This is a genomic window from Acidiphilium sp. MT5, assembly GCF_054767495.1.
Map to the genome: position 1 here is coordinate 222127 of NZ_BAABMR010000001.1, position 22680 is coordinate 244806.

The 22680-nt window shown below is 60.2% G+C and carries 17 protein-coding genes; 6 read left to right on the forward strand and 11 right to left on the reverse strand.

Annotation, left to right across the window (positions count from 1 at the left end; translation table 11 throughout):
* Nucleotides 1-88: 88 nt before the first annotated feature.
* Together ACYUCQ_RS01065 and ACYUCQ_RS01070 are read left to right on the forward strand one after the other, a co-directional pair.
* Nucleotides 89-1945, forward strand: a complete 1857-nt coding sequence (locus ACYUCQ_RS01065; protein WP_460252643.1) for an autotransporter assembly complex protein TamA — start codon at nt 89-91, stop codon at nt 1943-1945.
* Complete coding sequence (locus tag ACYUCQ_RS01070) at nt 1945-5565, forward strand: translocation/assembly module TamB domain-containing protein (protein ID WP_460252644.1); 3621 nt, start codon at nt 1945-1947, stop codon at nt 5563-5565. Before ACYUCQ_RS01065 ends, ACYUCQ_RS01070 begins: the two co-directional genes overlap by 1 nt.
* On the opposite strand, the gene cydC is transcribed toward ACYUCQ_RS01070, so the two are convergent.
* The 6 genes from cydC to ACYUCQ_RS01100 are packed head-to-tail and all read right to left on the reverse strand — an operon-like array spanning nt 5555 to nt 12346.
* Nucleotides 5555-7231, reverse strand: coding sequence for a thiol reductant ABC exporter subunit CydC (gene cydC, locus ACYUCQ_RS01075; RefSeq protein ID WP_460252645.1), 1677 nt, complete (start codon nt 7229-7231; stop codon nt 5555-5557). The two genes, ACYUCQ_RS01070 and cydC, sit on opposite strands and share 11 nt — an antisense overlap.
* Complete coding sequence (cydD, locus tag ACYUCQ_RS01080) at nt 7231-8991, reverse strand: thiol reductant ABC exporter subunit CydD (RefSeq protein ID WP_460252646.1); 1761 nt, start codon at nt 8989-8991, stop codon at nt 7231-7233. Before cydD ends, cydC begins: the two co-directional genes overlap by 1 nt.
* A gap of 3 nt (nt 8992-8994) precedes the next feature.
* Nucleotides 8995-9228 (reverse strand): hypothetical protein, encoded by a 234-nt coding sequence (locus ACYUCQ_RS01085; RefSeq protein ID WP_460252846.1) that lies wholly within the window; start codon nt 9226-9228, stop codon nt 8995-8997.
* The gene (locus ACYUCQ_RS01090; protein ID WP_460252647.1) at nt 9218-10264 is read right to left on the reverse strand and encodes a cytochrome d ubiquinol oxidase subunit II; all 1047 of its coding nucleotides are present in this window, start codon (nt 10262-10264) and stop codon (nt 9218-9220) included. Before ACYUCQ_RS01090 ends, ACYUCQ_RS01085 begins: the two co-directional genes overlap by 11 nt.
* An 11-nt stretch (nt 10265-10275) precedes the next feature.
* Nucleotides 10276-11718 carry a cytochrome ubiquinol oxidase subunit I gene (locus tag ACYUCQ_RS01095; RefSeq protein ID WP_460252648.1) on the reverse strand — a complete coding sequence of 481 codons (1443 nt, stop codon included), beginning with the start codon at nt 11716-11718 and terminating at the stop codon, nt 10276-10278.
* A gap of 34 nt (nt 11719-11752) precedes the next feature.
* The gene (locus ACYUCQ_RS01100; RefSeq protein WP_460252649.1) at nt 11753-12346 is read right to left on the reverse strand and encodes a GbsR/MarR family transcriptional regulator; all 594 of its coding nucleotides are present in this window, start codon (nt 12344-12346) and stop codon (nt 11753-11755) included.
* A gap of 158 nt (nt 12347-12504) precedes the next feature.
* On the opposite strand from ACYUCQ_RS01100, the gene ACYUCQ_RS01105 reads away from it, so the two are divergent.
* Nucleotides 12505-14661, forward strand: a complete 2157-nt coding sequence (locus ACYUCQ_RS01105; RefSeq protein WP_460252650.1) for a prolyl oligopeptidase family serine peptidase — start codon at nt 12505-12507, stop codon at nt 14659-14661.
* A gap of 45 nt (nt 14662-14706) precedes the next feature.
* On the opposite strand, the gene wrbA is transcribed toward ACYUCQ_RS01105, so the two are convergent.
* From wrbA to aceA, 5 genes are all read right to left on the reverse strand, one after another.
* A complete protein-coding gene (wrbA, locus tag ACYUCQ_RS01110; RefSeq protein WP_460252651.1) occupies nt 14707-15306 on the reverse strand; it encodes an NAD(P)H:quinone oxidoreductase in 600 nt (199 codons plus the stop codon).
* A gap of 111 nt (nt 15307-15417) precedes the next feature.
* Nucleotides 15418-16266 (reverse strand): CPBP family glutamic-type intramembrane protease, encoded by an 849-nt coding sequence (locus ACYUCQ_RS01115; RefSeq protein ID WP_460252652.1) that lies wholly within the window; start codon nt 16264-16266, stop codon nt 15418-15420.
* A 26-nt stretch (nt 16267-16292) separates the two neighbouring features.
* Complete coding sequence (locus ACYUCQ_RS01120; RefSeq protein WP_460252653.1) at nt 16293-16496, reverse strand: helix-turn-helix transcriptional regulator; 204 nt, start codon at nt 16494-16496, stop codon at nt 16293-16295.
* Nucleotides 16493-16873 carry a hypothetical protein gene (locus ACYUCQ_RS01125; protein ID WP_460252654.1) on the reverse strand — a complete coding sequence of 127 codons (381 nt, stop codon included), beginning with the start codon at nt 16871-16873 and terminating at the stop codon, nt 16493-16495. The genes ACYUCQ_RS01120 and ACYUCQ_RS01125 overlap by 4 nt, the downstream gene beginning before the upstream one ends.
* 135 nt (nt 16874-17008) lie before the next feature.
* Nucleotides 17009-18358 carry an isocitrate lyase gene (aceA, locus tag ACYUCQ_RS01130; RefSeq protein ID WP_460252840.1) on the reverse strand — a complete coding sequence of 450 codons (1350 nt, stop codon included), beginning with the start codon at nt 18356-18358 and terminating at the stop codon, nt 17009-17011.
* Nucleotides 18359-18631: 273 nt separating this feature from the next.
* On the opposite strand from aceA, the gene ACYUCQ_RS01135 reads away from it, so the two are divergent.
* From ACYUCQ_RS01135 to ACYUCQ_RS01145, 3 genes are all read left to right on the forward strand, one after another.
* The gene (locus ACYUCQ_RS01135) at nt 18632-20032 is read left to right on the forward strand and encodes a helix-turn-helix domain-containing protein (RefSeq protein ID WP_460252655.1); all 1401 of its coding nucleotides are present in this window, start codon (nt 18632-18634) and stop codon (nt 20030-20032) included.
* A 42-nt stretch (nt 20033-20074) separates the two neighbouring features.
* The gene (locus ACYUCQ_RS01140; protein WP_460252656.1) at nt 20075-20458 is read left to right on the forward strand and encodes a hypothetical protein; all 384 of its coding nucleotides are present in this window, start codon (nt 20075-20077) and stop codon (nt 20456-20458) included.
* A 129-nt stretch (nt 20459-20587) separates the two neighbouring features.
* A complete protein-coding gene (locus tag ACYUCQ_RS01145; protein ID WP_460252657.1) occupies nt 20588-22672 on the forward strand; it encodes a ComEC/Rec2 family competence protein in 2085 nt (694 codons plus the stop codon).
* The last annotated feature ends 8 nt before the right edge of the window (nt 22673-22680 follow it).

The window sequence follows — 22680 nt, forward strand, 5'->3', positions numbered from 1 at the left end:
AATCACGCTCTCCATAAACTTTTCATGACCAACCCTCCCCGCCAGCCGGGTTGACGCACCACGCCCGCGTCACCCAAATACCAACCTAATGAAGCGTTTATCAGAGCGTGTCCTGATCATCGCGGTGACGATCCCTTGGTGCCTGCTTGGATTAGGCGCTCATCAAGCCCGTGCGGCGAACCCGCAACCTTACCGCGTCACCATCAACAAAACCGGTAACCCGGCGCTCGATGCGTTGCTGCGCCAAAGTGCTCAATTGGAAACACTACGCACCAAATCACCCGTTTCACCTTTCGCCCTCATCGGCCGCGCCCAGGCCGATCAGCAGCGGCTCCTAACAGTGCTGCATAGCGAGGCCTATGATTCCGCCCGCATCGCCATCACGATCGATGGTCTGGCATTGAATGATCCCAACCTGCCGCGATTATTGCGCAAGGCCCCGGCCCAGCCACCCGCCCTTGTCGCTGTCAGCATCACGCTCGGTCCGCTCTATACTATCGGTGCCATCCAAACACCTGGGCTAACCGCCCCTGATGAATCGCACGCCCTCGGCCTTAAAATCGGCGCCACCGCGCGCGCAGCACCCATTGTCAGCGCCGCCGCCCAGCTCCAATCGTCCTTGCGTAATCATGGATATGCCTTCGCCAAGGTTGAGCCGCCCATCGCCTATGCCAACATCGCGCGCCATAGCTTGACCGTTCAATATAATGTCGCGCAGGGGCCGCGCGTCGCTGTCGGGGCCATCCAATTTTCCGGTGCGCCTGCCTTACAGCGCGCTTTCCTCGCTCGCCACATCAAGCTGCGCAGCGGCCAGCCGTTCAGTGAAACCGCGCTGGCCAAAGCGCGCGATCAATTGCTCGCATTGCGTGTATTTTCCTCAGTCTCCGCCCAAACCGCCAGCGTGCCCAACCCGTCGGGACAAGTGCCGGTCATGTTTTTGCTGCAAGCCGAAAAGCCGCACCGCGTTGAAATCGATGGTTCATATTCCACCGATGAAGGCATCTCTGCTGATGCGTCCTGGACCGATCGCAACCTGTTTGGCCGCGCCCAACGGCTCACCTTCTCCATCGGCGGCACCAGCCTTGGTTCCTCAACCGGCAAAACCATCGTGCTGCAACCCGGCTATGATGCCAAAGCGACTTATACCGTGCCCGATGCCTTCCAGCCCGGACAAAATCTCACCGCCACCCTTGAGGCGCTGCGCGCCTACCTCCCCGCCTATAATCGCACCGGCGTCCTCGCCAATGTCAGGCTGGAGCGGCCCTGGTCAAAATTCATCGATCTTCGCTATGGCCTTGGCTATATCGGCGAACAAATCGAGCAAGAAGGCGTCAACCGGCGCTATAATCTCGTGCAATTGCCGCTCTCACTCCGCTACGACACCGCACGCTCACTGCTCAACCCCACTCAGGGAATGCGCATCACGCTGCGCCTAACCCCCTCGCTGCCCCTATCCGGTGGCTCAGGCTTGTTTCTCAATGCCGAGTTGATCGGCAATCGCTACATCAATCTCGAAGCGCCGGGCCGCGGTGTGTTAGCGCTCCGTGGTGTGCTTGGGCGCATTTTTGGTGCCTCACAATTCCAAATCCCGCCGGATCAACGCTTCTACGCCGGCGGCACCGGCACGGTGCGCGGCTTCACCTATCAAACCGTTGGTCCGCTCTTTGCCAATGGCGTGCCACAAGGCGGCACCGCACTCGATGCGATCGAAATCGAATTTCGCCAGCGTATCGGTAAAAGTTTCGGCATCGCGCCCTTTGTCGATGCGGGTCAGGTCGCCGCCAACGGCACGCCCTTCACCGGCACGCCCCGCGTCGGCGTCGGTCTTGGCTTCCTCTATTACACCAGCATCGGCCCGATCCGGCTTGATCTTGGCGTCCCCGTCAACCGCCCACCCGGCGGCGCCTCATTCGCCGTCTATGTCGGGCTGGGGCAGGCCTTCTGATGCGCCGCCTCCGCCTTTGGCTGGTTTGGCTACTCGGCGCGCTGATCATCCTGCCCTGCGCAGCCCTGTTGGCAATCGGCATCATCCTCAACACCCCGACGGGCCGCCATTGGGCCGCGCACAAAATATCCAGCCTCACCCACGGGACCGTGCAAATCACCGGCCTATCCGGCCATTTCCCCGCCTATATCGCGGCCCGCCGCATTCAGGTGGCGGACAAAAACGGGGTCTATTTAACCATCCATCAAGCAGCGCTCCGGTGGCACCCGGTCGCCCTGTTCGAGCAGAACCTATCCATCACCGCCCTCACCGCGCAGAGCGCGACGCTCAACCGTCTGCCGGTCTCGCAAAAACCCAAGGCCCAATCGGCAAAGTCAAGCTTCCACCTCCCGGTCTCCGCTCTCACCCTGCGCCGTCTCTCGATCAAATCGCTGACCATCGCCCAGCCCGTGCTCGGCCACCCGATCACCCTGCGCCTCACCGGCCATGCCAGCCTGTCGGGGCAACGCCGTGCGGTAATCGCCCTCGATGCAACATCGCCGCGCGATCAGGGCCAGTATCAAATAGCACTCGCCCTCACCCCCACAACCATCCAATCAAGTCTAACCGCCACCGAACCCCCGCACGGGCTGCTTGGTCAATTCGCCGGCCCCAAGCTCGATACAGGCGCCCTCAGCCTCACCGCCAAACTCGCTGGCCCGCGCCAAGCCGCCACCTTCACGCTCACCAGCGCCCTTGGCGCTTTGCACGCTAACGCCACAGGCACAGTCAACCTCAATCCCGTTGCCCCCAGCGCCAACCTCGCGATGTCGCTGCCGAATATCGCCCCGCTCGCGGCGCTGGTCGGCCAATCCTGGACCGGCAGTGATCGTCTGCACCTGATCCTTGCACGGAAAGCTGCCGCTCAATCGGCCATCTTTGACAATACGCTCTCAATCACCGGTGGCGATCAAGCTCTGGCAAGCTGGATCGGCCCGAAACTCAACCTCACTGGCACCCTGTCATCCGATAACAACAGGCTCACCATCCACCAACTCACCCTGCACACCGCTTCCCTGCGCGCCACCTTGCAAGGCCGTGTTGAACCAACCCGATTCGCCCTGCATGGCACCATCAATGAACCCAATATCACCCTGATCGATCCGCAACTCTCCGGGCATGTCACCGAACAGATCGATCTCACCGGCCCTCTCACCGATTTTGCCCTCAATGGCCAAATCAACGGCGTCATCGCGGCAAAATCCCTAACATCAGGCCCATTCACCATCACCCTGGCCGCCACAAATTTGCCAAGCGCCCCAAAAATCCAACTCACCGGCTCCGGCACGCTCGATGGCGCGCCCTTATCGCTCGCCAGCGCATTCAACCGCAGCAGCAACGGTACCATCGACGCCACTGTGCACAAGCTCGACTGGAAATCGCTCTCCGGTGCCGGACAAATCGCCCTCAACCCCGGTCACTGGCCCACCGGCTCGCTCGCCGTCACCATCGGCCACCTCGCCGATATCGGTAAACTTCTCAACATCGTCCTCGCCGGTCACCTGCACGCCTCCTTCGCCCACCGATCCGGCCACCCTGTCGCCATCACAGCCACCCTAACCCGCGCCGCTTTGGGCAATGCCGTCAGCATCGCCAGCGCCACCATCACCAGCCAGATCACTCACCCCGATCGTCAACCAATGACGGCGACAACAGCAACCATCACCGGCCTGCGCGCCCCACAACTCGCTGGCGGCATCACCCTCTCCGCGCATGGCCCGCTCACCGGATTAACCGTTTCCCTCAACGGTCAATTCACCCCATTAGCCGGCAAGCCTGCCCGCATCAGCCTCACCGGCCTCCTAACGCCATCACGTCATGAAATAACACTGCGTACCCTCTCCGCCTCAGCGCGCGGCATCGATGTGCGGCTGTTGCAGCCAGCGAGCCTGCAATGGCAACCCGGCCTTACCGTGCATCATCTATCCCTTGGGTTCGGCGGCCTTGGCCAAGGCGGCTCCCTCACCGCCAATGGATCGCTCAAGCCGCAATTATCCGCGCAGCTCGTGCTCCGGCACATCCCAGCCGCCATTCTCCAAGCCGCATCGCCGCACCTGACTGCGCAAGGGCAAATCAATGCCAACGCCCAACTCACCGGCACGCTCGCGGCACCGCTCGGCACGCTGGCCCTCACCCTCAATCGCCTGCATCTGCGCACCGGCCCTGCCGCCTCGCTGCCGCCAATCACCGCCGCACTCAATGCCCGGCTGATGGGCCGTTCAGCCACCGGCGCCGCAACCCTGCAGGTCGGCACTCAGTCGCATCTGCGCGCGGACGGCACCATCCCGCTCAACCCACAAGGCCCCATCGCCCTCACCCTCACCGGCGCCATCGACCTCGCCCTGCTCAATCCCCTAACAGCCGCCAGCGGCACCCACCTCGCAGGCATTATCACGCCAGCCTTGCATCTCAGCGGCACCATCGCCGCACCGCGCCCATCCGGCACCATCACACTGACCCAAGGCGCAATTCAAAATATCAGCTCAGGGCTGGATCTGGCGTCCATCGCCGCAACGCTGAGCGCCACCTCGCATCATCTCGCTTTAACCAACCTCCAAGCCAAAGCGGGCAACGGCACCATGACCGGCACCGGCACAATCGGCCTCGCCCCACCGTTGCCGATCGATTTACATATCAACCTGAACCACGCCCAACCGATCAGCAGCGACGAACTGACCGAAACCCTTGGCGGCCAAATCAACATCACCGGCGCAGCAACCACCGGCACCCTCATCGGCGGCACGCTGGATATCGACCGCGCCGACATCAACATCCCCAGCGGCCTGCCACCCTCCGTCGTCAAACTAACAATTTTGCGCCCCGGCGAAACGCCGCCCAAACCCAGCCCCCCGCCGCCGATCGCGCTCAATCTCACCATCATCGCCAAAAACCAAGTCTTTATTCGCGGTGATGGGGTCTTTGCCGATCTCGGCGGTCGTCTGCATCTAGGGGGCACCGCCGCCGCCCCGCTGCCCTCCGGCGGACTTAATCTACTGCGCGGCCATTTCAATCTTGGTGGAAAATCCTTGTCCTTTACCAAAGGTAATATCAGCTTCAATGGAGGCCTGCTGCCCGCGCTTGATCTTGAAGCCTCGCATAGCGCCAGCGATGGCACAATATCCACCCTCGCTCTCACCGGCACACCCGCCGTCCCCAAAATCACCCTCAGCAGCGTGCCTTATTTGCCGTCCGATGAAGTGCTCTCGCACCTGCTCTATGGCACCGGCACCACCCATCTCTCAGCCTTCCAAGCCGCCTCGCTCGCCGCGTCCCTTGCCCAGCTCGCCGGCGTCGGTGGCGGCGTCAATCCGCTCGGCGGCATCCGCAATGCGCTTGGCCTCGATGAACTCTCGCTCGGCGGTGGCGCGGGCACCGGCGCACCCACCATCAATGCCGGGCGCTACGTTGCCCCCGGTGTCTATGTCGGCGCCTCGCAAGCCGCGTCCGGTCAAGGCTCGAAGGTCAAGGTCGAAATCAATCTCTATAAGGGCCTGAAACTCAAAACCTCGGTTAGTAACGGCAGTGGCTCAGGCACATCCAATGGCGAAAGCGTTGGTTTGGGCTACCAATTTAACTACTAACCCGATCATGCACAATTCGGCCATGTTCGAGCGTAATCACCCGATCAACATGTCGCAGGCTCGATGGCCGATGGCTGATCAACAAGGTCGTCCGCCCCTGCATCAGCGTATCGAGCGCCGCCAGCACCGATTGCTCCGACGTCGCATCAAGCCCCTCGGTCGGCTCATCGAAAATCAAAATCGGCGCATCCTTGAGAAAAGCCCGGGCAATCGCAACGCGCCGCGCCTCACCCCCCGAAAAATTCGCCCCCGCCTCACCCACCAAACTATCCAACCCACGCGGCAAAGCCCGCACCGTGGCGGCGAGCTGCGCCTGCTCCAATGCAGCCCATAACTGCGCCTCGCTCGCATTCGGCCTCGCGAGGAGCAGATTTTCGCGGAGCGAAATATTGAATAAATGGGTCTGCTGCGCCACCACCGCAAATAGAGCGCGCGCCGCATCGCCGGTCAAATCGCGCAGCGAAACCCCACCAATCGTAACAACACCCTCCTGAAAATCCCAGAATCGCAGCAGAACATTGAACAAACTGGTCTTGCCAGCCCCCGAAGGTCCAATAATCGCCACCCGCTCGCCCGCTTCAATCGCCAGCGAAATATCCTCAAGCGCCCAAGCCAGCCCCGGCTCATAGCGCATCGATAAGCCATCGATCCGTATATCAAAATGCGCTGGCGCCGGGTGTGGGTTGCGCGGCTCAGAAACGCTCGGCGGCGCATCGATAATCTCGAAAATCCGTCTGAGGGCGGCTAATGTTTCCCCTAACGCCTGAAACGCCCCCGGCAGCGTGACCACCGCTTCAAAACTTCCCAACACCAGCAACGCTAACATCGGTAAATCCGGCCCGCTGAACTTGCGTGCCACCACCAGGGGCACCGCCAGCCCCAACGCCATTCCCATCGTCGCAAGGGTCGTAAAACTGGTCAGCCCGGCAAAGAACCCATTAAACCCGGCCAGCCGCCGCTGCGCTGCAATCAACGCGTGGCTCGTCGCCGTCACCCGCTCGGATTGTCGCTCCACTGCCTGATAAATCTGCAATTCTCCAAGTCCGCGCACCGTATCAGCCATATCCGCGCGCAACGCCGCGCGGAGCGAAACCGTCTCGCGCGATACTGACCGCGCCCGCATCAGCGCCAACCACGGTAACACCACGCCCACCAGGGCCAAGCCCGCCGCATCAATCAACGCAATCGCGCCGCTCCAACTGCCAATGAAGGCAATCATCACCATTGCCGAAAGTAAGGCGGCCAACACCGGCACCAATACCCGAAGATAAAAATTATCGAGGCTATCGATATCCGCACGAATCCGGCTCAATAAATCACCACCCCGATAGTGCGCCAGCCGGGCAGGGGCCAAAGGTTCAAGCCGCGTATAAAACCAAACGCGCAGCGTCGCGAGTAGGCGCAGCGTGGTATCATGGGTCAATAGCCGCTCGCCATAACGCCCGCCGGTACGCAAAATTGCCAATCCACGGATCGCGGCGGCCGGCGCGAAATAATTGAGCAACGGCCCACCCAAACCCGATAACGCCATCGCCGCGATAAACCAACCCGCCAGCGCAATCAGCGAAGCATTGGCCAAAATAACCAAACTCGCCAATCCCACGCCCGCCAATAAACGCGGCAAAGACGGTCGAAATAACCGATAAAGCCGCGTCAAATCCCGCATCAAGCCGCCCCATGATCGAGCGCATGGCTCGCCGCATAAGCCCCACGCGCCGCCATTAACTGCTCATGCGTGCCCCGCTCGATAATCCGCCCTCGCTCCAGCACTAAAATCAAATCAGCGTGGCGCACGGCCTCCAGCCGGTGCGCAATCATTAACACTGTCCGATCGCGCATCAGCTTTTCAACTGATTGATTGACCAACGAAGCTGTTTGCGGGTCCAAATGTGCGCTCGCTTCATCCAACACCAGCAATTCGGCATTTTTTAAAAATGCCCGCGCCAAGCCAATGCGTTGAATTTCTCCCCCAGACAAACCTTGCCCTCGCTCGCCCAAGATGGTGTCAAACCCCTGCGGCAACCGGCTGATAAATTCATCAGCATGCGCCGCCCGCGCCGCGGCCAAAAGTGCCGTGTCATCGGCCTGCATCCCTAACCGAATATTATCGCGCACACTGCCCTGAAACAAGGTCGCGCGTTGCGGCAACCAAGCCACGCGCTCATGCCAATCAGCCAGGTCAATAGTGCGTAAATCAACATCTTGAACGCAAATGCGCCCCGCATTCGGTGTCAAAAAACCAAGCAATAGCTTCGCAATTGTCGTTTTGCCAGCGCCACTCGCCCCAACCAGCGCAACGCTCTGGCCCGCGTGAAGGGTAAAATTAATATCCTCGATCACATCAAGCCCGGCTTGATATCCAAATCCCACGCCGCTGAAATCAATCTGCATTCGCGCGTGACCCAAGCCACGCCGGCTCGCTTTCTTCGCGTCAACTGGCGCGTCAAGCAGCGCCACCATCCGCTCTGCGGCACCAATCGCCTCCATCCGCGCATGGTAATGCGTGCCCATCATGCGCAAGGGCCGGTAAAATTCGGGTGCCAACAGCAACACGAAAAATCCCGATAAAAACGGCATCTCCCGGTAATAAAGATCAAAGCCGATATAAACAGCGACCATCGCAACGCTCACGGTGGCAAAAAACTCCAGCACCAGCGAGGATAGAAACGCAACCCGCAGCACCATCATCGTCTCTTGCCGATATTGATGGGACACACGCCCAATCATCGCGGCCTCAGCGCGGCTCGCGCCAAACAATTTCAGCGTGGTCAACCCCTCAATCGCATCAAAAAAATGCGCGCTCATCCGTGCCAATTCGCGCCATTGTCGCTGATTGATCCGCTCTGCCCCTTTGCCAACGAGCACCATAAAAAACGGGATTAATGGTGCCGTTATCAGCATAATCAGCCCGCCAACCCAATAATGCGGAAACACAAACACCAAAATTGCCAAAGGCAGAAACCCAGCCAGCGCCATGGCAGGCAAATAGCCGGTATAATATTTATCTAAACTCTCAACGCCATCCACGACATTATTGGTCAGCTCGCCCGTGCGCTGCCCGGCTAACCAAGCTGGTCCCAGTGCGGTCATATGCTGATAGAGCTGCTGGCGAATATCATATTTAATCCGCGCCGAGGCCTCGAAGCCAATCCGCTCGGCCAGCCCCGCCAAAATCGAGCGGACCAAAAACACCGCAAAGAGCGCAATCAGCCAATCGCGCACCGCGTCAAGCCCGCCATGCTCAATCACCACTTTATTGACGAGCAGGGCGAGGAGCCAACATTGCAGCACCAGCAATAATCCGTTGCCAGCATTGACGCCAATGGCCAGTCCCAACGGCCACCGGGCGCGCTCAACATAGGAGCGCAGCCAACGCTCCAATATTTTATTCGCCGAGCGGGGCAGGGGCTCTGTCGGCGTTGCCATCGATCAGCGCGCGCGCGATCGAAGCGATCGGATATCGGCGCGCAGCAGCACGACGGTCAGCAAAGCCGCAAAAATCAGCATTATCGCAGCCATCAACCAAAGCGTGCGCGGCAATCCGAACACCAGTGCGACCAGCAAAATCCCCGCCGCTGGCCCCACCATGAATAGCAGCATCGGCCATTGGCGGCGCAAGACACCAAGCCAAAGCGCCACGGTGCTCGGCCTGTTAGTGCCCATAAGCGGCCAGCTTGGTAATCCGCGCCCGAAACACCCAAATCTGATACCAATTATACATCAGCATCACCGGGAAAAACCCAGCCATAGCCAAGGTAAAGGTGATAATCGACACCTCCGGCGTCGCGCCCGAATAAATCGTCCAAGTCTCTGGCACAATCCAAGGATACATGGTCGCCATCATCCCCGCCGCCATCAGCGCAATCGCCAAGTTAAGCCATAAAATGGCCGAGAAATCGCGCTCCCGTGCCGAGGCTTGGCGCATTTTCACAATCGCCGCCATCACCACAAGGCCCCCTAATCCCCAAACCCAGAAGGCGCCGCTAAACCATTTATCAGCCACCCACGGAAAGATGAACGCGCTAACGGTCACGGTAATCAGCACCGCGAGCAGTGCCAGATAAAACGCCCCATTGGTCCAGCGCGCCGCAAATTGGCGAATCGGCTCATCGTGCTCAAAGCGGGCGCGCACGAACAAGCCCCCTTGCAGCGACACCGCAATCACTGCCGCAACGCCGGTCCAAAGGCTGAACGGGGTGATGAATCGCAGCGCCCCGCCCACATAGGTCGGCACCGTCCCGGCAGTATGGGTGAGCGGAAAACCATGTAACGTCGCACCCACCGCCATACCGCCAAAAAACGTGGTGGCAAGGCTCGATAATCCAAACGCCCAATCGCTGAAACGCTGATACCGCCGCTCGGCCAAATGCCGAAACTCCAAGGCAACGGCACGGGTAATGATGCCCCAAAGCGCTAACGCCAGCGGGATCATCAAATAACTGAACAACGACCCATAGACCGAGGGAAAGGTGCCGAACAAAACGCCGCCCGCCACAATCAACCAAGTTTCGTTGGCATCCCACGTGCCCGCCATCGCCGACATGATGGCACCGCGCTCATCTTCATCGCCCACAAAGAGTGAAAACACCCCCGCACCTAAATCAGCACCATCGAGCATCACATAAAGCAAAACCGCAAGCCCGAGCGACAGCCACCACACGAAAGTGAGAATATGCTGCGTCTGTGTGAGAACATCCATGATCCGTCCCCTTACGCCGGCCGTGGATAGGACGGGGACGCACCAGGCTGGTGCAAAGGCGCTTCAATATGACCCAAGGCCTGATGCCCCTCCTCGATCACGGGCGAGACCATGTCCGGCCCTTTGCGGATCATTTTGGCAATGAAGTACCAAGCCCCGCCCAGCACCGCCAGCTCAAAGCCCATATAGCCAATCATCCAGAATATCTCGGCAGCAACCGACATACGGCTCACCCCGGCGGATGTGCGCATCAGCCCATAAACGATCCAGGGTTGCCGCGCCACCTCGCGCGTCCACCAGCCGGTCCACACTGCGAGGTAGGGCAGGAACGCGGCACCCACAACGCTGCGCAGAAACCATTTCTGTTCAACCAGCTTGGCTGGGTTGAACCGGCGGCGCACGATCAGGAATGTGCCCCAAAACGCCACCAACAACAGCGCCATCCCAATCGCGACCATCACGCGGAACGCATAAAACGGCACCACCACGGGTGGCCGGTCCTGCGGCTTGATGCTGTCCATGCCTTGCACCTTGCCATTCCAGCTATGGGTCTCCAGCAGGCTCAAAACATGCGGAATGGTAATCGCAAATGCATTGCCATCGCCCTTGGCATTCGGCCACGCCACCACATGCCAACCGGTATTGACCGAGCCATCCTTGTTATAGGTGTGGTAATGCCCCTCCATCGCCGCGAGCGCCGCCGGCTGATCATGCGAAACCACTTGCCCCAACCCATCACCAACATAAACCTGCAACGGGGCTACCACCAACAACGCTAAAATCGCGTATTTTAGCGGCTTGGTGAACAACGCCACATGCCGCTTGGTCAACACAAACCAAGCCGCAACGCCCGCCACGAAAAATAGGGCCAATTCAAAACACGCAATCAGCATATGCGGGAAACCCAAAATCACATCCGGGTTGAAAATCGCCTTATACCAATCGCTAACCTGAAACATCCCGTCCTTGAACACCACACCGGTCGGCGTCTGCATCCAGGAATTGGCAACCAAAATCCACATCGCCGAGAATGACGAGGATAACGCGACGTTAAAAGTCGCGAAGAGATGCATTTTTTTGTTGATCTTGCCCCAGCCGAAAATCATCAGCCCGATAAACCCGGCCTCATACATGAACGCCGTAATCGTCTCATAGCCGAGTATTTGCCCAAAAAACGGCCCCGCCGCTTGCGAAAACGGCCCATAGAGAATGCCAAACGCCATCTCCATGGTGATGCCGGTGGCAACGCCCGCGCCGAAATTGATGATGAATAATTTCTCAAAAAACCGCGTCAGCCGATACCATTGCTCATCATTGGTCTGCATCCAGCGCCATTCGAACAAGAACAAAATCACCGCAAGCCCAATGGTCAGCGGCGGATATAAAATGTGAAAGCTGGTGATCCAAGCAAAATCAAGCCGGGAAAGCATCACCGATAACGGGCTATTGGTCATCATGTCCTCGTTGCAGGTTCATAAGTCGAAGGGTCTAGAGCACTTCATCAACATCGGTTTCCGCATCGGCGCGGGCCTTGCCTTTGCCCATCAGCGGCAGTCGGTTTTTCAATTCCAGCAGCGCCACCACACGTCCACCAAGCTTCAGCAATTGTACCAGTTGGGCGGTATCCAGCTTTTGCACATCGTCTGACCAGCGGAGCAGCAATTCGATCAACTCATGCATCTCGCGCAACCGGCTTTGCGCATGCCGGTCCGCGGCATTGGTCGGCGTCTCCATGATCAAATCGCGCAACACTGACAAAGTCGGGTCAATCTCGCGCCGCCGCCGCTCCTCAGCGAGAGTGCGAACAATCTGCCAAACATCGCCCAGCGTCGCAAAATGCTCGCGCCGATCACCAGGCAAATGCTGCAATCGCACCAGATTCCACGATTGCAGCTCTTTCAACCCCATCGATACGTTCGAGCGCGAAAAATTCAGCACATCGGCAATTTCATCCGCCGGCAAAGGCCGATCCGAGACAAACAGCAGTGCATAAATCTGCCCCACCGTGCGGCTAATGCCCCACCGGCTACCCATTTCGCCAAAATGCAGCACAAACGCTTCGGTGATTGGCGTCAATTTCATCGTCACAACTTTCAGAAATTACTGAAAGTCACGTAATACAAAAAGCGAATATGTCAATCACCAAAGGCACCCGCGCGCAGGGCTTTCGCCCGCGCTGCACGCCTGATAAACTCCGAAAAACAACGTCCAATCAGCATGTTCCGGAGCAAATTTGCGCTATGTCAAAATTATCATCGCTGCGTCGCGTCGCTTGCATTTCGCTCCTACTCGGCGGCATCGGGGTCGGATATGGCGCGCAACCTGCCCCGCTCACCTATCCCGTTGCCCCACGCGACACGATCGTGAACGATTATTTCGGCACCAAAGTTCCCGCCCCCTATCAATGGATGGAAAATCTCACCGATCCACGCCTCGCCCCCTGGGTTGCCGCAGAGAATCAACTCACCACCCATTATCTCGCCGGCCTGAAACTGCGCGCCGCGTTCTATGCAAAACTCACCAAACTCTGGAACTACCCCAAACAAACCTCCCCGCTCCAGCGCGGCAGCTTGCTGTTTTATCGCCGCAATTCCGGCATCCAGAACCAATCTGTGCTCTATATGCAGCGTGGCCCCACCGGCACGCCACATATCCTGCTCGACCCGAACAGCTTTTCGCACCATGGTGGCACCGCGCTCGCCGCCTACGCCCCCTCACCGAACGGGCATTATGTCGCCTATGCCTTGTCCAAAGGCGGCTCTGATTGGCAAACCCTGTATGTGCTCGATGTCGCGACCGACAAAACCCTGCCCCATCCGGTGCGCTGGGTAAAATTCTCAGACATCAGCTGGACCCATGATAGCAAAGGCTTTTTCTACTCGCGCTATCCCGAACCGCCGAAAGGCCAAGCCATCGCCGAGCGGCTGCAAAACCAAGCCCTCTATTACCACCGCATCGATCAAAGCCAGGCGCACGACACCTTAATTTATCGCAGGCCGGACCTCGCTTCATGGGTCATCAATGGCGATGTCTCGGAGAATGGCCGTTATTTGTTTATCACGCTGGCCTTCCACACCACCCGCAACGAGCTCTATGTCGCGAGTCTCGGCAATCCCAATCACCCCAAACTCACCGCCAAAATCCGCCCGCTCTTCACCAAGGATGACGCCTCCTACGTCCCCATCGGCACCGAGGGCGATTCGGTCTTCATCCAAACCGATCTGAACGCCCCGCTCGGGCGCGTCGCGGCCGTCGATATCTATCATCCCGCCCCTGCCGATTGGCGCGTGGTGGTGCCGGAGCAAAAAAATTCACTCCTCGATTCCGCGCATATGGCATTCGGCAAAATTCTAGTGCACCGCATGGTGGTCGATAAAGCGAGGCTCGATCTCTACACCACCGGCGGTCGCCTGATCGGCCCGGTCAAGCTGCCGGATGCCACCGGCACGGTCGCCGGCATTTCCGCTCGCAACACTAAAAAACATATTTATTTCGGCTTCACCTCATTCCTGCGCCCCGGCGAAATCGTTCGCTATAATGTCGAATCCGGCAAGGAAACCACATTTTTCCGCCCCACCGTGCCGTTCAACCCGGATCACTACACGGTCCAGCAAGTCTTCTACCCCTCCACCGGCGGCGTCAAAGTGCCGATGTTCATCGTCGCGCGCAAAGGCGTAGCGCTCAATGGCCAAAACCCCACGATTCTCTATGGTTATGGCGGGTTTGACGTGACCATCCCGCCTTATTTCAGCCCCAGCATCGCCACCTGGCTGCGCCTCGGCGGCGTCTATGCCATGCCTAATCTGCGCGGCGGCGGCGTCTATGGTCAAACCTGGCATCAGGCTGGCATGTTGCAAAACAAGCAGAACGTGTTTGATGATTTCGCCAACGCCGCCCATTGGCTGATCGATCATCACTACACCAGCCGTGCGCATCTCGGCATCATGGGCTACTCGAATGGCGGCCTGCTCACCGGCGCCAGCGTCACTGAACATCCGCATCTGTTCGGCGCCGTCTATATCGGCCATGGCGTGCTCGACATGCTGCGTTTTGAAAAATTCTCCGGCGGGGAATATTGGATCTCCGAATACGGCACCGCCAGCAAAGCCAAAGATTTCAAATGGCTCGATGCCTATTCCCCGCTGCAAAATCTGAAAAAAGGCGTCTGCTATCCGCCTACCATCATCACCACCTCAACCGATGATGATCGCGTGGTGCCCAGCAATGCCTATAAATTCGCCGCCCAAATGCAGCGCGATCAAGGCTGCGCCAACCCAATCCTGCTCCATACCGCAACCGCCACCAGCCATATCTATATGCCGGTCCACAAACATCTGCGGCACGACGCCGATAATTGGGGTTTCATGGGCCACGCTCTCGGCATGAAAGCGCCTTAACCAAGTCCCCCCATCTTGGCGGAAACCAAGATGGGGGGCGAAAAATCAGCCATGCAGCTTGGCGGCAATCGTCGCCACATGCTTGCCCTGCGCGCGGGCAATCGCCAGCTCATTGGCCGAGGGCTTGCGCGACCCATCACTGCCCGCCAGCGTGCTCGCCCCATAGGGCGTTCCGCCGGTAATCTCATTCATGTTGGTCAGTTCCGGATTGGAATAGGGCACGCCCACCACCACCATGCCGTGATGGAACAAGGTGGTGTGGAACGAGGTAATCGTCGTTTCCTGCCCGCCATGCTGGGTGCCGGTGGAAATGAACACCGAACCCACCTTGCCGATCAACGCGCCCTTGGCCCAAAGCCCGCCGGTCTGATCCAGGAAATTGCGCATCTGGCCACACATATTGCCAAAGCGCGTCGGCGTGCCGAAAATGATCGCGTCATAATCAGCCAACTCGCTCGGCGTCGCCACCGGCGCCGCCTGATCGGTCTTCGCATGAATGGCACTCAGCGTCTCCGCCGGCATGGTCTCAGGCACCCGCTTGACCACCACTTCGGCACCCGCCTCCTTGGCACCCGCCGCAACCGCCTCAGCCATGGTCTCCAGATGGCCCCATGTGCTGTAATAAAGAACCAGAATTCTCGCCATTTTTCACTCCTTGAGGATGATTGATGGCCGCGATATAGGCGCTCATTCGTTCGATATCAAACGAAATTTTGATGTCATTCGGTCAACCCCCCCCCTCGTCAGTGGCAAATCCTAAACCGCCAACCGCCGCGCCCGCGCCAACCCCACCATGCCGTAAACCAGCACCGCCGCAATCAACAAAAACATCCCAATCCCGGCGACGGCCATCCCCTTGGCGCCCAGCACCGGCTTGGCCAACACCAGCGCCCACGCCACGAACGTCACGGTATAATCAATCGCCATATGTGTCGCGATACTCCAGCGCAGCCCATGGCGCACCCGGATATAACCCAGAAAAATCCCCGCCGAAATCTGCGGCAATGTGAGCAGCAGCAACCAAGGCTGCACGCCGGTTTCGAAGTTGAGACTATGCGCCGCCCCAAACACCAAACAACTCAGCCAGAAAATCGGCACCGGAAAACGCTGAAACAGCGCCATGATCCAGCGCCCCGCCAGCCACCACACCACCCCATACGCGGCCAGCAGCGGCACCAACGTCGCAACGCCGAGCAAATACTGCGAAAACACCATCTGCGTCGTCTCTGGCCGGCTCACCATCAACATCGTCATCCGGCCCAGCGCCGCCAAAAACATCCCGCTGCCCAAAAACACCCAAAACCGATTGCTGCTCAAAAACGCCCGAAATGTCAGCTCCTCCAAAATCGGCGCCAGCAGCAAAATCGCCAGCACCATCCAGGAGGGATGCGAGATCAAATGCATAATCGCCTTATCCGGCGGCGGCTTGTGCCCCAACCCCAGAATCACCCCCCGCCCAATCGCCGCGACCACCATATCCGCGAGCAAAATCACCCCAACCCAGCCAATCCAAGGCCGAATATTCAGCGCCGCGCACGTCCCATCATTCAAATACGGACGCCGCAAAAATCGTAAAAAATCAGACCCGCGCAAACGCTCAAACATGGTCGCTCCTCTCCAATAATCAGTGCTTACGGCGTTGCCGCCGCATCATCAAATATCGCCTCGATCGACTGCCCGAACAGCCGCGCAATCGCAAACGCCAGCGGCAAGCTCGGATCATAGCGCCCCGCCTCAATCGCATTCACCGTCTGGCGCGACACGCCAAGCCGCTCACCTAACGTATTCTGCGACCAGCCGCGCTCGGCACGCAATTCCTTAAGCCGGTTTTTCACCCTCGATAACGCCAGCGCCCAATCAGCAAACCAATAATCCAAACACTGCCCATCAACGGCCATACCCAAACCATGTTCAACGTTGGAAATCCTGCATTTTCCAAAAACCCATAGCTCAACGTCATCAGCGCCGTCACCATAAACGCCAAAGCCAACGCGTCGAGCTGGATGCGCCGTTGCAATTCATCAAGCCGCCGTAATTGCCGAATCACCGCCCAGGCCATGAACGGCGGTGCCAACATCGGCAACAGCGCAATCGCTAATCGCTCCGCACCATGCACATTGCCCGCGTTCAAAATCGTGATCGAAACATAGCATAATAGCGTATAAACAAGCAGAGGCAGTCCAAATTCAATCCGATACCGAACACATTTCATCGCGCTCTCCTATGTAAAGGAGACTTTCCATATCGCGAACCAAATCGAGTGTCAAGGAAACTTTCCATCCACCCAAACAAAAAACCCCGGACGTCACCGTCCGGGGCTCTATGTTCAATCGCGTCGGCGCAAAAATTACCGATCCGGCGCACTCACCGCCCAGCTATGATGATGCACCAAACCATCATCATGGTCATGCCCGTGGCTGCCCGCCGCCGGCCCATGGTCATGGAACTGCTCGGTCTCGGTGCTGCCAGCCATCGCCGTGGTCGAAGCCTGACCCTGCGACACCGCCACCGCCACCGCGTCGAAATAGCTGGTGCCCACTTCGCGCTGATGGCGCGTCGCCGTGTAGCCATCCGGCTCCGCCGCAAATTCCGCCTGCTGCAGCTCCGAATAAGCCGCCATGCCGCGCTCGGCATAACCTTTCGCGAGCTGGAACATCGAATAATTGAGCGAGTGGAACCCGGCCAGCGTCACGAACTGGAATTTATAGCCCATCGCCGCAATTTCCTGCTGGAACGTGGCAATTTTCTCGGCAGGCAATTTCTTCTTCCAGTTGAAGCTCGGCGAGCAATTATAGGCCAGCATCTTGCCCGGAAATTGCTTATGGATCGCCTCGGCAAATTGCCGCGCCTCGTCCAAATTCGGCTCGGACGTCTCCCACCACAGCAAATCCGCATAAGGCGCATAAGCCAGGCTGCGCGCAATCGCATATTCCACGCCAATCCCCGGCTTGATCCGATAAAACCCTTCCGGCGTCCGCTCACCCGTCAAGAACGGACGGTCACGCTCATCAACATCCGCCGTCAGCAATTGCGCCGCATGGCTGTCGGTGCGGCACAGCAGCACCGTCGGCACACCCTCAACATCCGCCGCCAACCGCGCCGCATTCAGCGTGCGAATATGCTGGCTGATCGGCACCAACACTTTGCCGCCCAAATGGCCGCATTTTTTCTCCGACGCGAGCTGATCCTCAAAATGCACCCCCGCCGCCCCGGCATGGATCATCGCCTTCATCAGCTCATACGCATTCAGCGCACCGCCAAACCCCGCCTCAGCATCGGCAATGATCGGCGCCATCCAATAAGTCTGGGTGTCGCCCTCCATCCGCGCAATCTGATCGGCGCGGCGCAGCGCATTATTAATCCGGCTCACCACCTGCGGCACCGAACTCACCGGATAGAGCGACTGATCCGGATACATCTCGCCAGCGTTATTCGCATCCGCCGCCACCTGCCAGCCGGACAGATAAATCGCCTTCAACCCAGCCTTGACCTGCTGCATCGCCTGATTGCCGGTCAACGCACCCAGCGTATTCACATAAGGCTCGGATTTCAGCAGCGACCAGAGCCGATTCGCCCCCATCTCCGCGAGCGTGTGCCGAACCCGGAAATTCCCAGCCAGCCGGTCAACATCCGCCGGCGTAAAATCGCGCTTAATGCCTTCAAACCGGTCAGGCGCGGTCGCAAGCCCACCAGGCATGCCCTCAGGAGCGAAAGTCGGAATGGTAGAGCGGGTCATCGGTCTTCCTTCAGCCAGATGTGACAAGTTGAGAATGGTTATATTTACGAACGAAGGCGGCGCGTCATCACGTCGTCATGAGTGAATTATTTACGCTGCAAGCGCGAAAGTCACGCGAAATCTGGACATAAAACATCGAAATCGGTCGCGCTATTGACTGTAAACTTTTACAATGTGTAAAATGTGTGAAATCGCGCCGCCCCATACCCCCACCCAAAGCCACCCGGATCGCCCATGTCAAAACCGATGATTGGCCGCATTATCCGCCGCTTACGCCAGGAACAAGGCCTCACCCAACAGGCCCTCGCCGCCCGGCTCGGCATCTCGACCTCCTATCTCAACCTGATCGAACATGACCAGCGCGGCGTCACCGCCACCCTGCTGATCAAGCTCACCGAGACCATGAAGGTCGATCTCGCCTCGCTCTCCGGCTCGGATGAACGCCAGCTCGAACAAGCCCTGCGCGAAACCTTCGCCGATCCGCTGCTCGGCGCCGAACCGGTGCCCGATACCGAGTCGCAATTCATCGCCGCATCCGCCCCCTCCGCCGCCCGCGCCGTGCTCGCTTTGTACCGCGCCTTTCAAGCCACCCGCGAGGAAACCGGCGGCATCACCCTCCCTTCGGGCCGCAAAATCCTGCTGCCCAACGAAGAAGTGCGCGACATTTTCCACGCCCACGCCAATCATTTCCCCGAAATCGAACAGGCCGCCGAAACCGTCGGCGCCGAGCTTTCCGCCGCCACCATCGGCATGAACCACGCCCTCGCCGAACGGCTGCGCAACAAGCACGGCCTCGTCGTCTCGGTCGGCCCGCTGCCCGGCGCGCTGCGCGTCTATGATCCGCAGCGCCGCCTATTGATGCTCTCCGAAACCCTGCCGCGCGAAAGCCGGGGCTTTCAAATGGCGTTCCAACTCGCCTTGCTCGAAGCGCGCGACCTGGTCGAGCCGGTAATCCGCGCCGAAGCCCCCTCCAGCCGCGATGCCACCGAATTGCTGCGCATCGGCCTGCTCAATTACTTCGCCGGCGCCCTGCTGATGCCCTATCAACCCTTCCTCGAAGCCGCGACCGATCTCCGCTACGATGTCGAGCATCTCTCCATGCGCTTCGGTGTGTCCTACGAACAAGCCTGCCATCGCCTCTCCACCCTGCAAGGTCGTCACGCGCGCGGCGTGCCGTTCTTTTTTCTCCGCGTCGATCCGGCAGGCAATGTCTCCAAACGCTTCTCCGCCGCCGGCTTTCCCTTCGCCCGCTTCGGCGGCAATTGCCCGCGCTGGGTGGTCCATGCCGCCTTCGCCACCCCCGGCACCGTGCGCGTGCAAGTCGCCCAACTGCCCGATGGTGCCACCTATCTCTGCTTCGCCCGCACCATCGTCGCCGCCTCCGCCCATTGGGGCGAACCCCCGGCCACCCGCGTCGTCGCCATGGGCTGTGACATCACCCGCGCCGCCGAAATCGTCTATGCCGATGGGATCGATCTGCAACGCGCCGCCGTCGGCATCGGCCTGTCCTGCCGCCTCTGTGACCGGCAAGAATGCCGCTCGCGCGCCTTCCCGCCCATTGCCCACCGCCTCGCCCTCGATGTCCGCACCACCAGCGCCAGCCCCTATCGGTTCGATGCGACACCCAAACCCTAATCACCCGCCTGCGTATTTTTCCTCCAACCCCATATCCCAATCATGCTCAGCGCCCTTCTGTTCATCATCCTGGCCTCCGCCCTCGGCGTCTATCTGGCCCTCGATTATCTGGCACCCAATTCCCGCGCCGCCGTCATCCTGAAAACCCTGCCCCGTGGCGGCTACGGGCTGATCCACGCCAGCCTCGGTGCCGCCGGCCTCGTGCTCCTGATCGCCAACGCCCCCCCCAACGCCATCCTCGCCCGTGCCGGCGCCAGCGGCTTCGCCAGCCTCGCCGAATGGATTTTTGGCCTTGCGCTCCTGCTCGGCGGCGTCATCGCCCTGATCGGCGTTCGCCGCCGTCCCCCAGGCTTGGTCATCGCCATTCACGCCGCCGCCGCCATCGCCGGCCTTACCGTCCTGCTCGCCATCGTCGGCCTCGCCTAACTTTCGCTCCTCACACCTTTTTGCTCCTCACCATTTCGCTCCCCCTCACCATTTCGCTTTCCCTCAAGGGTTCCATCCGCTAGGGTCATTCAATCATAAGTTGAGTAACCCTCACAAATTGGGAAGCCCATGGGGACCAGCCTCGCCCAACCCGGCCTCACCGCCCCGCGCCCAATCGGCCTTGGCGCGTCATTCGCCCGCCTCGCCCGCGCCGAGCGGGGCCGCCTGATCCTGTTTTTGCCTGTCGCGGCTGGTGCCGGAATTCTGCTCTATTTTTCGCTCCGCATCGAACCCGCTTTCTGGCTCGGCCCCGCCGCCGCCAGCCTCAGCGCCCTCGCCATCGCGGCACTCTGGCGCTTTCGCCCGCTGCGCATCCCGCTTGCGCTCCTGCTCGCCAGCGCCCTCGGTTTTTCCCGCGCCCAACTCCAAACCACGCTGATGCCGCCTCTGATGATCGTGCCGCACCACGCCGTCACCCTCACCGGGCGGATCAGCGAGATCGATCTGCTGGCCACCGGGCGGCGCATCCTGCTCACCCAGCCGCGCCTGAATGGCGGCCCACCCCAAGCGCGCAGCATCCGCGTCAAACTCCGCGCCAATGACGCCACCAAGCTGCATGACGGCGCCCAAATCCGCCTGCGCGCCCTCCTCTATGGTCCCAGCCGCACCGCCTATCCCGGCGGCTGGAATTTTGGCCGCAACCAATTCTTCGCCGGCCTCGGCGCAGTCGGCTTTGCGCTCTCGCCGGTGACAATCACCGATCAAGGCCAATCCGACTGGCGCGATCAACTGCGCGCCCTGCGCGAAGCCATCGCCGCGCGCATCCTCGCCCGCCTGCCGCTCAATACCGGCTCCATCGCCGTGACCCTGCTCACCGGCTTCGAACAATCAATCCCCGAAACCGAACGCCAGGATTTCGTCACGGCGGGCCTTGCCCACCTGCTCGCCGTCGCCGGCCTGCATATCGGCATCGTCATGGCCACCCTCTACGCGCTCGCCCGCTTCCTCGCCGGCCTCTCCGAGACATTGTTGCTCCGCATCCCCGCCAAATTCATCGCCTCCATCGCCGCCTTCCTCGGCGGCAGCGCCTATGCCGCCCTCACCGGCTTTCACATCCCCATCCTGCGCAGCCTCGCCATGGCCGCCTTGGTGCTGCTCGGCATCCTGATCGGTCGCCGCGCTCTTTCACTCCGCGGCCTCGCCATCGCCGCCATGGCGCTGATGCTGCTCAACCCCAGCGCCGTCGTCGGCCCCAGCTTTCAAATGAGTTTCTCCGCCGTGCTCGCCCTGATCGCGGGCTACGAGGCCGTCGGCAGCCGCCTGCATGCCGGGCGCAAAAATCTCTCCGCCCGCTTGGGCCGCCATATCGCCGCCCTCGCTTTCACCTCGTTTCTTGCCGGCGGCGCGTCGATGCCCTTCGCCGCCTATCATTTCCAGCAAATCCAGCCTTACTACATCCTCGCGAACCTCGTCGCCGTGCCGCTCACCGCCCTCATCATCCTGCCGCTCGGCCTGCTGTCGCTGATCCTGATGCCGTTGCACATCGCCCGCATCGCCCTGATCCCGATGGGCTGGGGCATTGGCCTGATCCTGAAACTCGCCCACGCCGTCGGCACCCTGCCGCACGCCTTGATCCTGGTGCCGCCCTTTTCCGGCACCGCCGTCGCCCTGATCGCGTTTGGCTTATCGCTCCTCGGCCTGCTGCGCACCAAAGCGCGCTTCACCGGCCTCGCCCCGATCGCACTCGGCCTGCTACTCGCCGTCCCCACCACCCCGCCCGACGCCCTGATCTCATCCCACGCCAATCTCACCGCCCTGCGCACCCGCCACGGCATCCTGATCCTGGTCGCCGGTCGGCGCGATCGGTTTTTACTGCAACAATGGCGACCCCTCTGGCCCGGAGAAAATTTTCACATTCGCGCCGCCGCCCATCACTGCCCCGATGGGCGCTGCTTCGCCGATCACGGTGCCATCCTGTTTCTCCTCAACCGCGCCGCCGCTCATCGTGGCTGCTTCCATGCCAAAATCATCATTTCGCCCCGGCCCCTGCACGGCGCTTGCCGAGGCGCGGGCCGCATCGTGATCGATCGTTTCGCCCCTTGGCGCGAGGGTGCCATCGCCATCCGCCACGCAAGCACTCACCCCACCATCCTGACCGACCGCACCATCGAAGGCACCCGCCCCTGGGTACCCCCCTGGCCGGCCTGGCGCTGATCGCGCCC

Excerpts from the sequence above, each read along its gene's own strand:
- ACYUCQ_RS01070 (WP_460252644.1), top strand. The coding sequence starts at position 1,945 with ATGCGCCGCCTCCGCCTTTGGCTGGTTTGGCTACTCGGCGCGCTGATC.
- cydC (WP_460252645.1), bottom strand. The coding sequence starts at position 7,231 with ATGCGGGATTTGACGCGGCTTTATCGGTTATTTCGACCGTCTTTGCCG.
- ACYUCQ_RS01115 (WP_460252652.1), bottom strand. The coding sequence starts at position 16,266 with ATGTTTGAGCGTTTGCGCGGGTCTGATTTTTTACGATTTTTGCGGCGT.
- ACYUCQ_RS01085 (WP_460252846.1), bottom strand. The coding sequence starts at position 9,228 with ATGGGCACTAACAGGCCGAGCACCGTGGCGCTTTGGCTTGGTGTCTTG.
- ACYUCQ_RS01140 (WP_460252656.1), top strand. The coding sequence starts at position 20,075 with ATGCTCAGCGCCCTTCTGTTCATCATCCTGGCCTCCGCCCTCGGCGTC.
- ACYUCQ_RS01100 (WP_460252649.1), bottom strand. The coding sequence starts at position 12,346 with ATGAAATTGACGCCAATCACCGAAGCGTTTGTGCTGCATTTTGGCGAA.
- aceA (WP_460252840.1), bottom strand. The coding sequence starts at position 18,358 with ATGCCTGGTGGGCTTGCGACCGCGCCTGACCGGTTTGAAGGCATTAAG.
- ACYUCQ_RS01090 (WP_460252647.1), bottom strand. The coding sequence starts at position 10,264 with ATGGATGTTCTCACACAGACGCAGCATATTCTCACTTTCGTGTGGTGG.
- ACYUCQ_RS01065 (WP_460252643.1), top strand. The coding sequence starts at position 89 with ATGAAGCGTTTATCAGAGCGTGTCCTGATCATCGCGGTGACGATCCCT.
- cydD (WP_460252646.1), bottom strand. The coding sequence starts at position 8,991 with ATGGCAACGCCGACAGAGCCCCTGCCCCGCTCGGCGAATAAAATATTG.
- ACYUCQ_RS01105 (WP_460252650.1), top strand. The coding sequence starts at position 12,505 with ATGTCAAAATTATCATCGCTGCGTCGCGTCGCTTGCATTTCGCTCCTA.
- ACYUCQ_RS01135 (WP_460252655.1), top strand. The coding sequence starts at position 18,632 with ATGTCAAAACCGATGATTGGCCGCATTATCCGCCGCTTACGCCAGGAA.
- wrbA (WP_460252651.1), bottom strand. The coding sequence starts at position 15,306 with ATGGCGAGAATTCTGGTTCTTTATTACAGCACATGGGGCCATCTGGAG.
- ACYUCQ_RS01125 (WP_460252654.1), bottom strand. The coding sequence starts at position 16,873 with ATGAAATGTGTTCGGTATCGGATTGAATTTGGACTGCCTCTGCTTGTT.
- ACYUCQ_RS01095 (WP_460252648.1), bottom strand. The coding sequence starts at position 11,718 with ATGACCAATAGCCCGTTATCGGTGATGCTTTCCCGGCTTGATTTTGCT.
- ACYUCQ_RS01145 (WP_460252657.1), top strand. The coding sequence starts at position 20,588 with ATGGGGACCAGCCTCGCCCAACCCGGCCTCACCGCCCCGCGCCCAATC.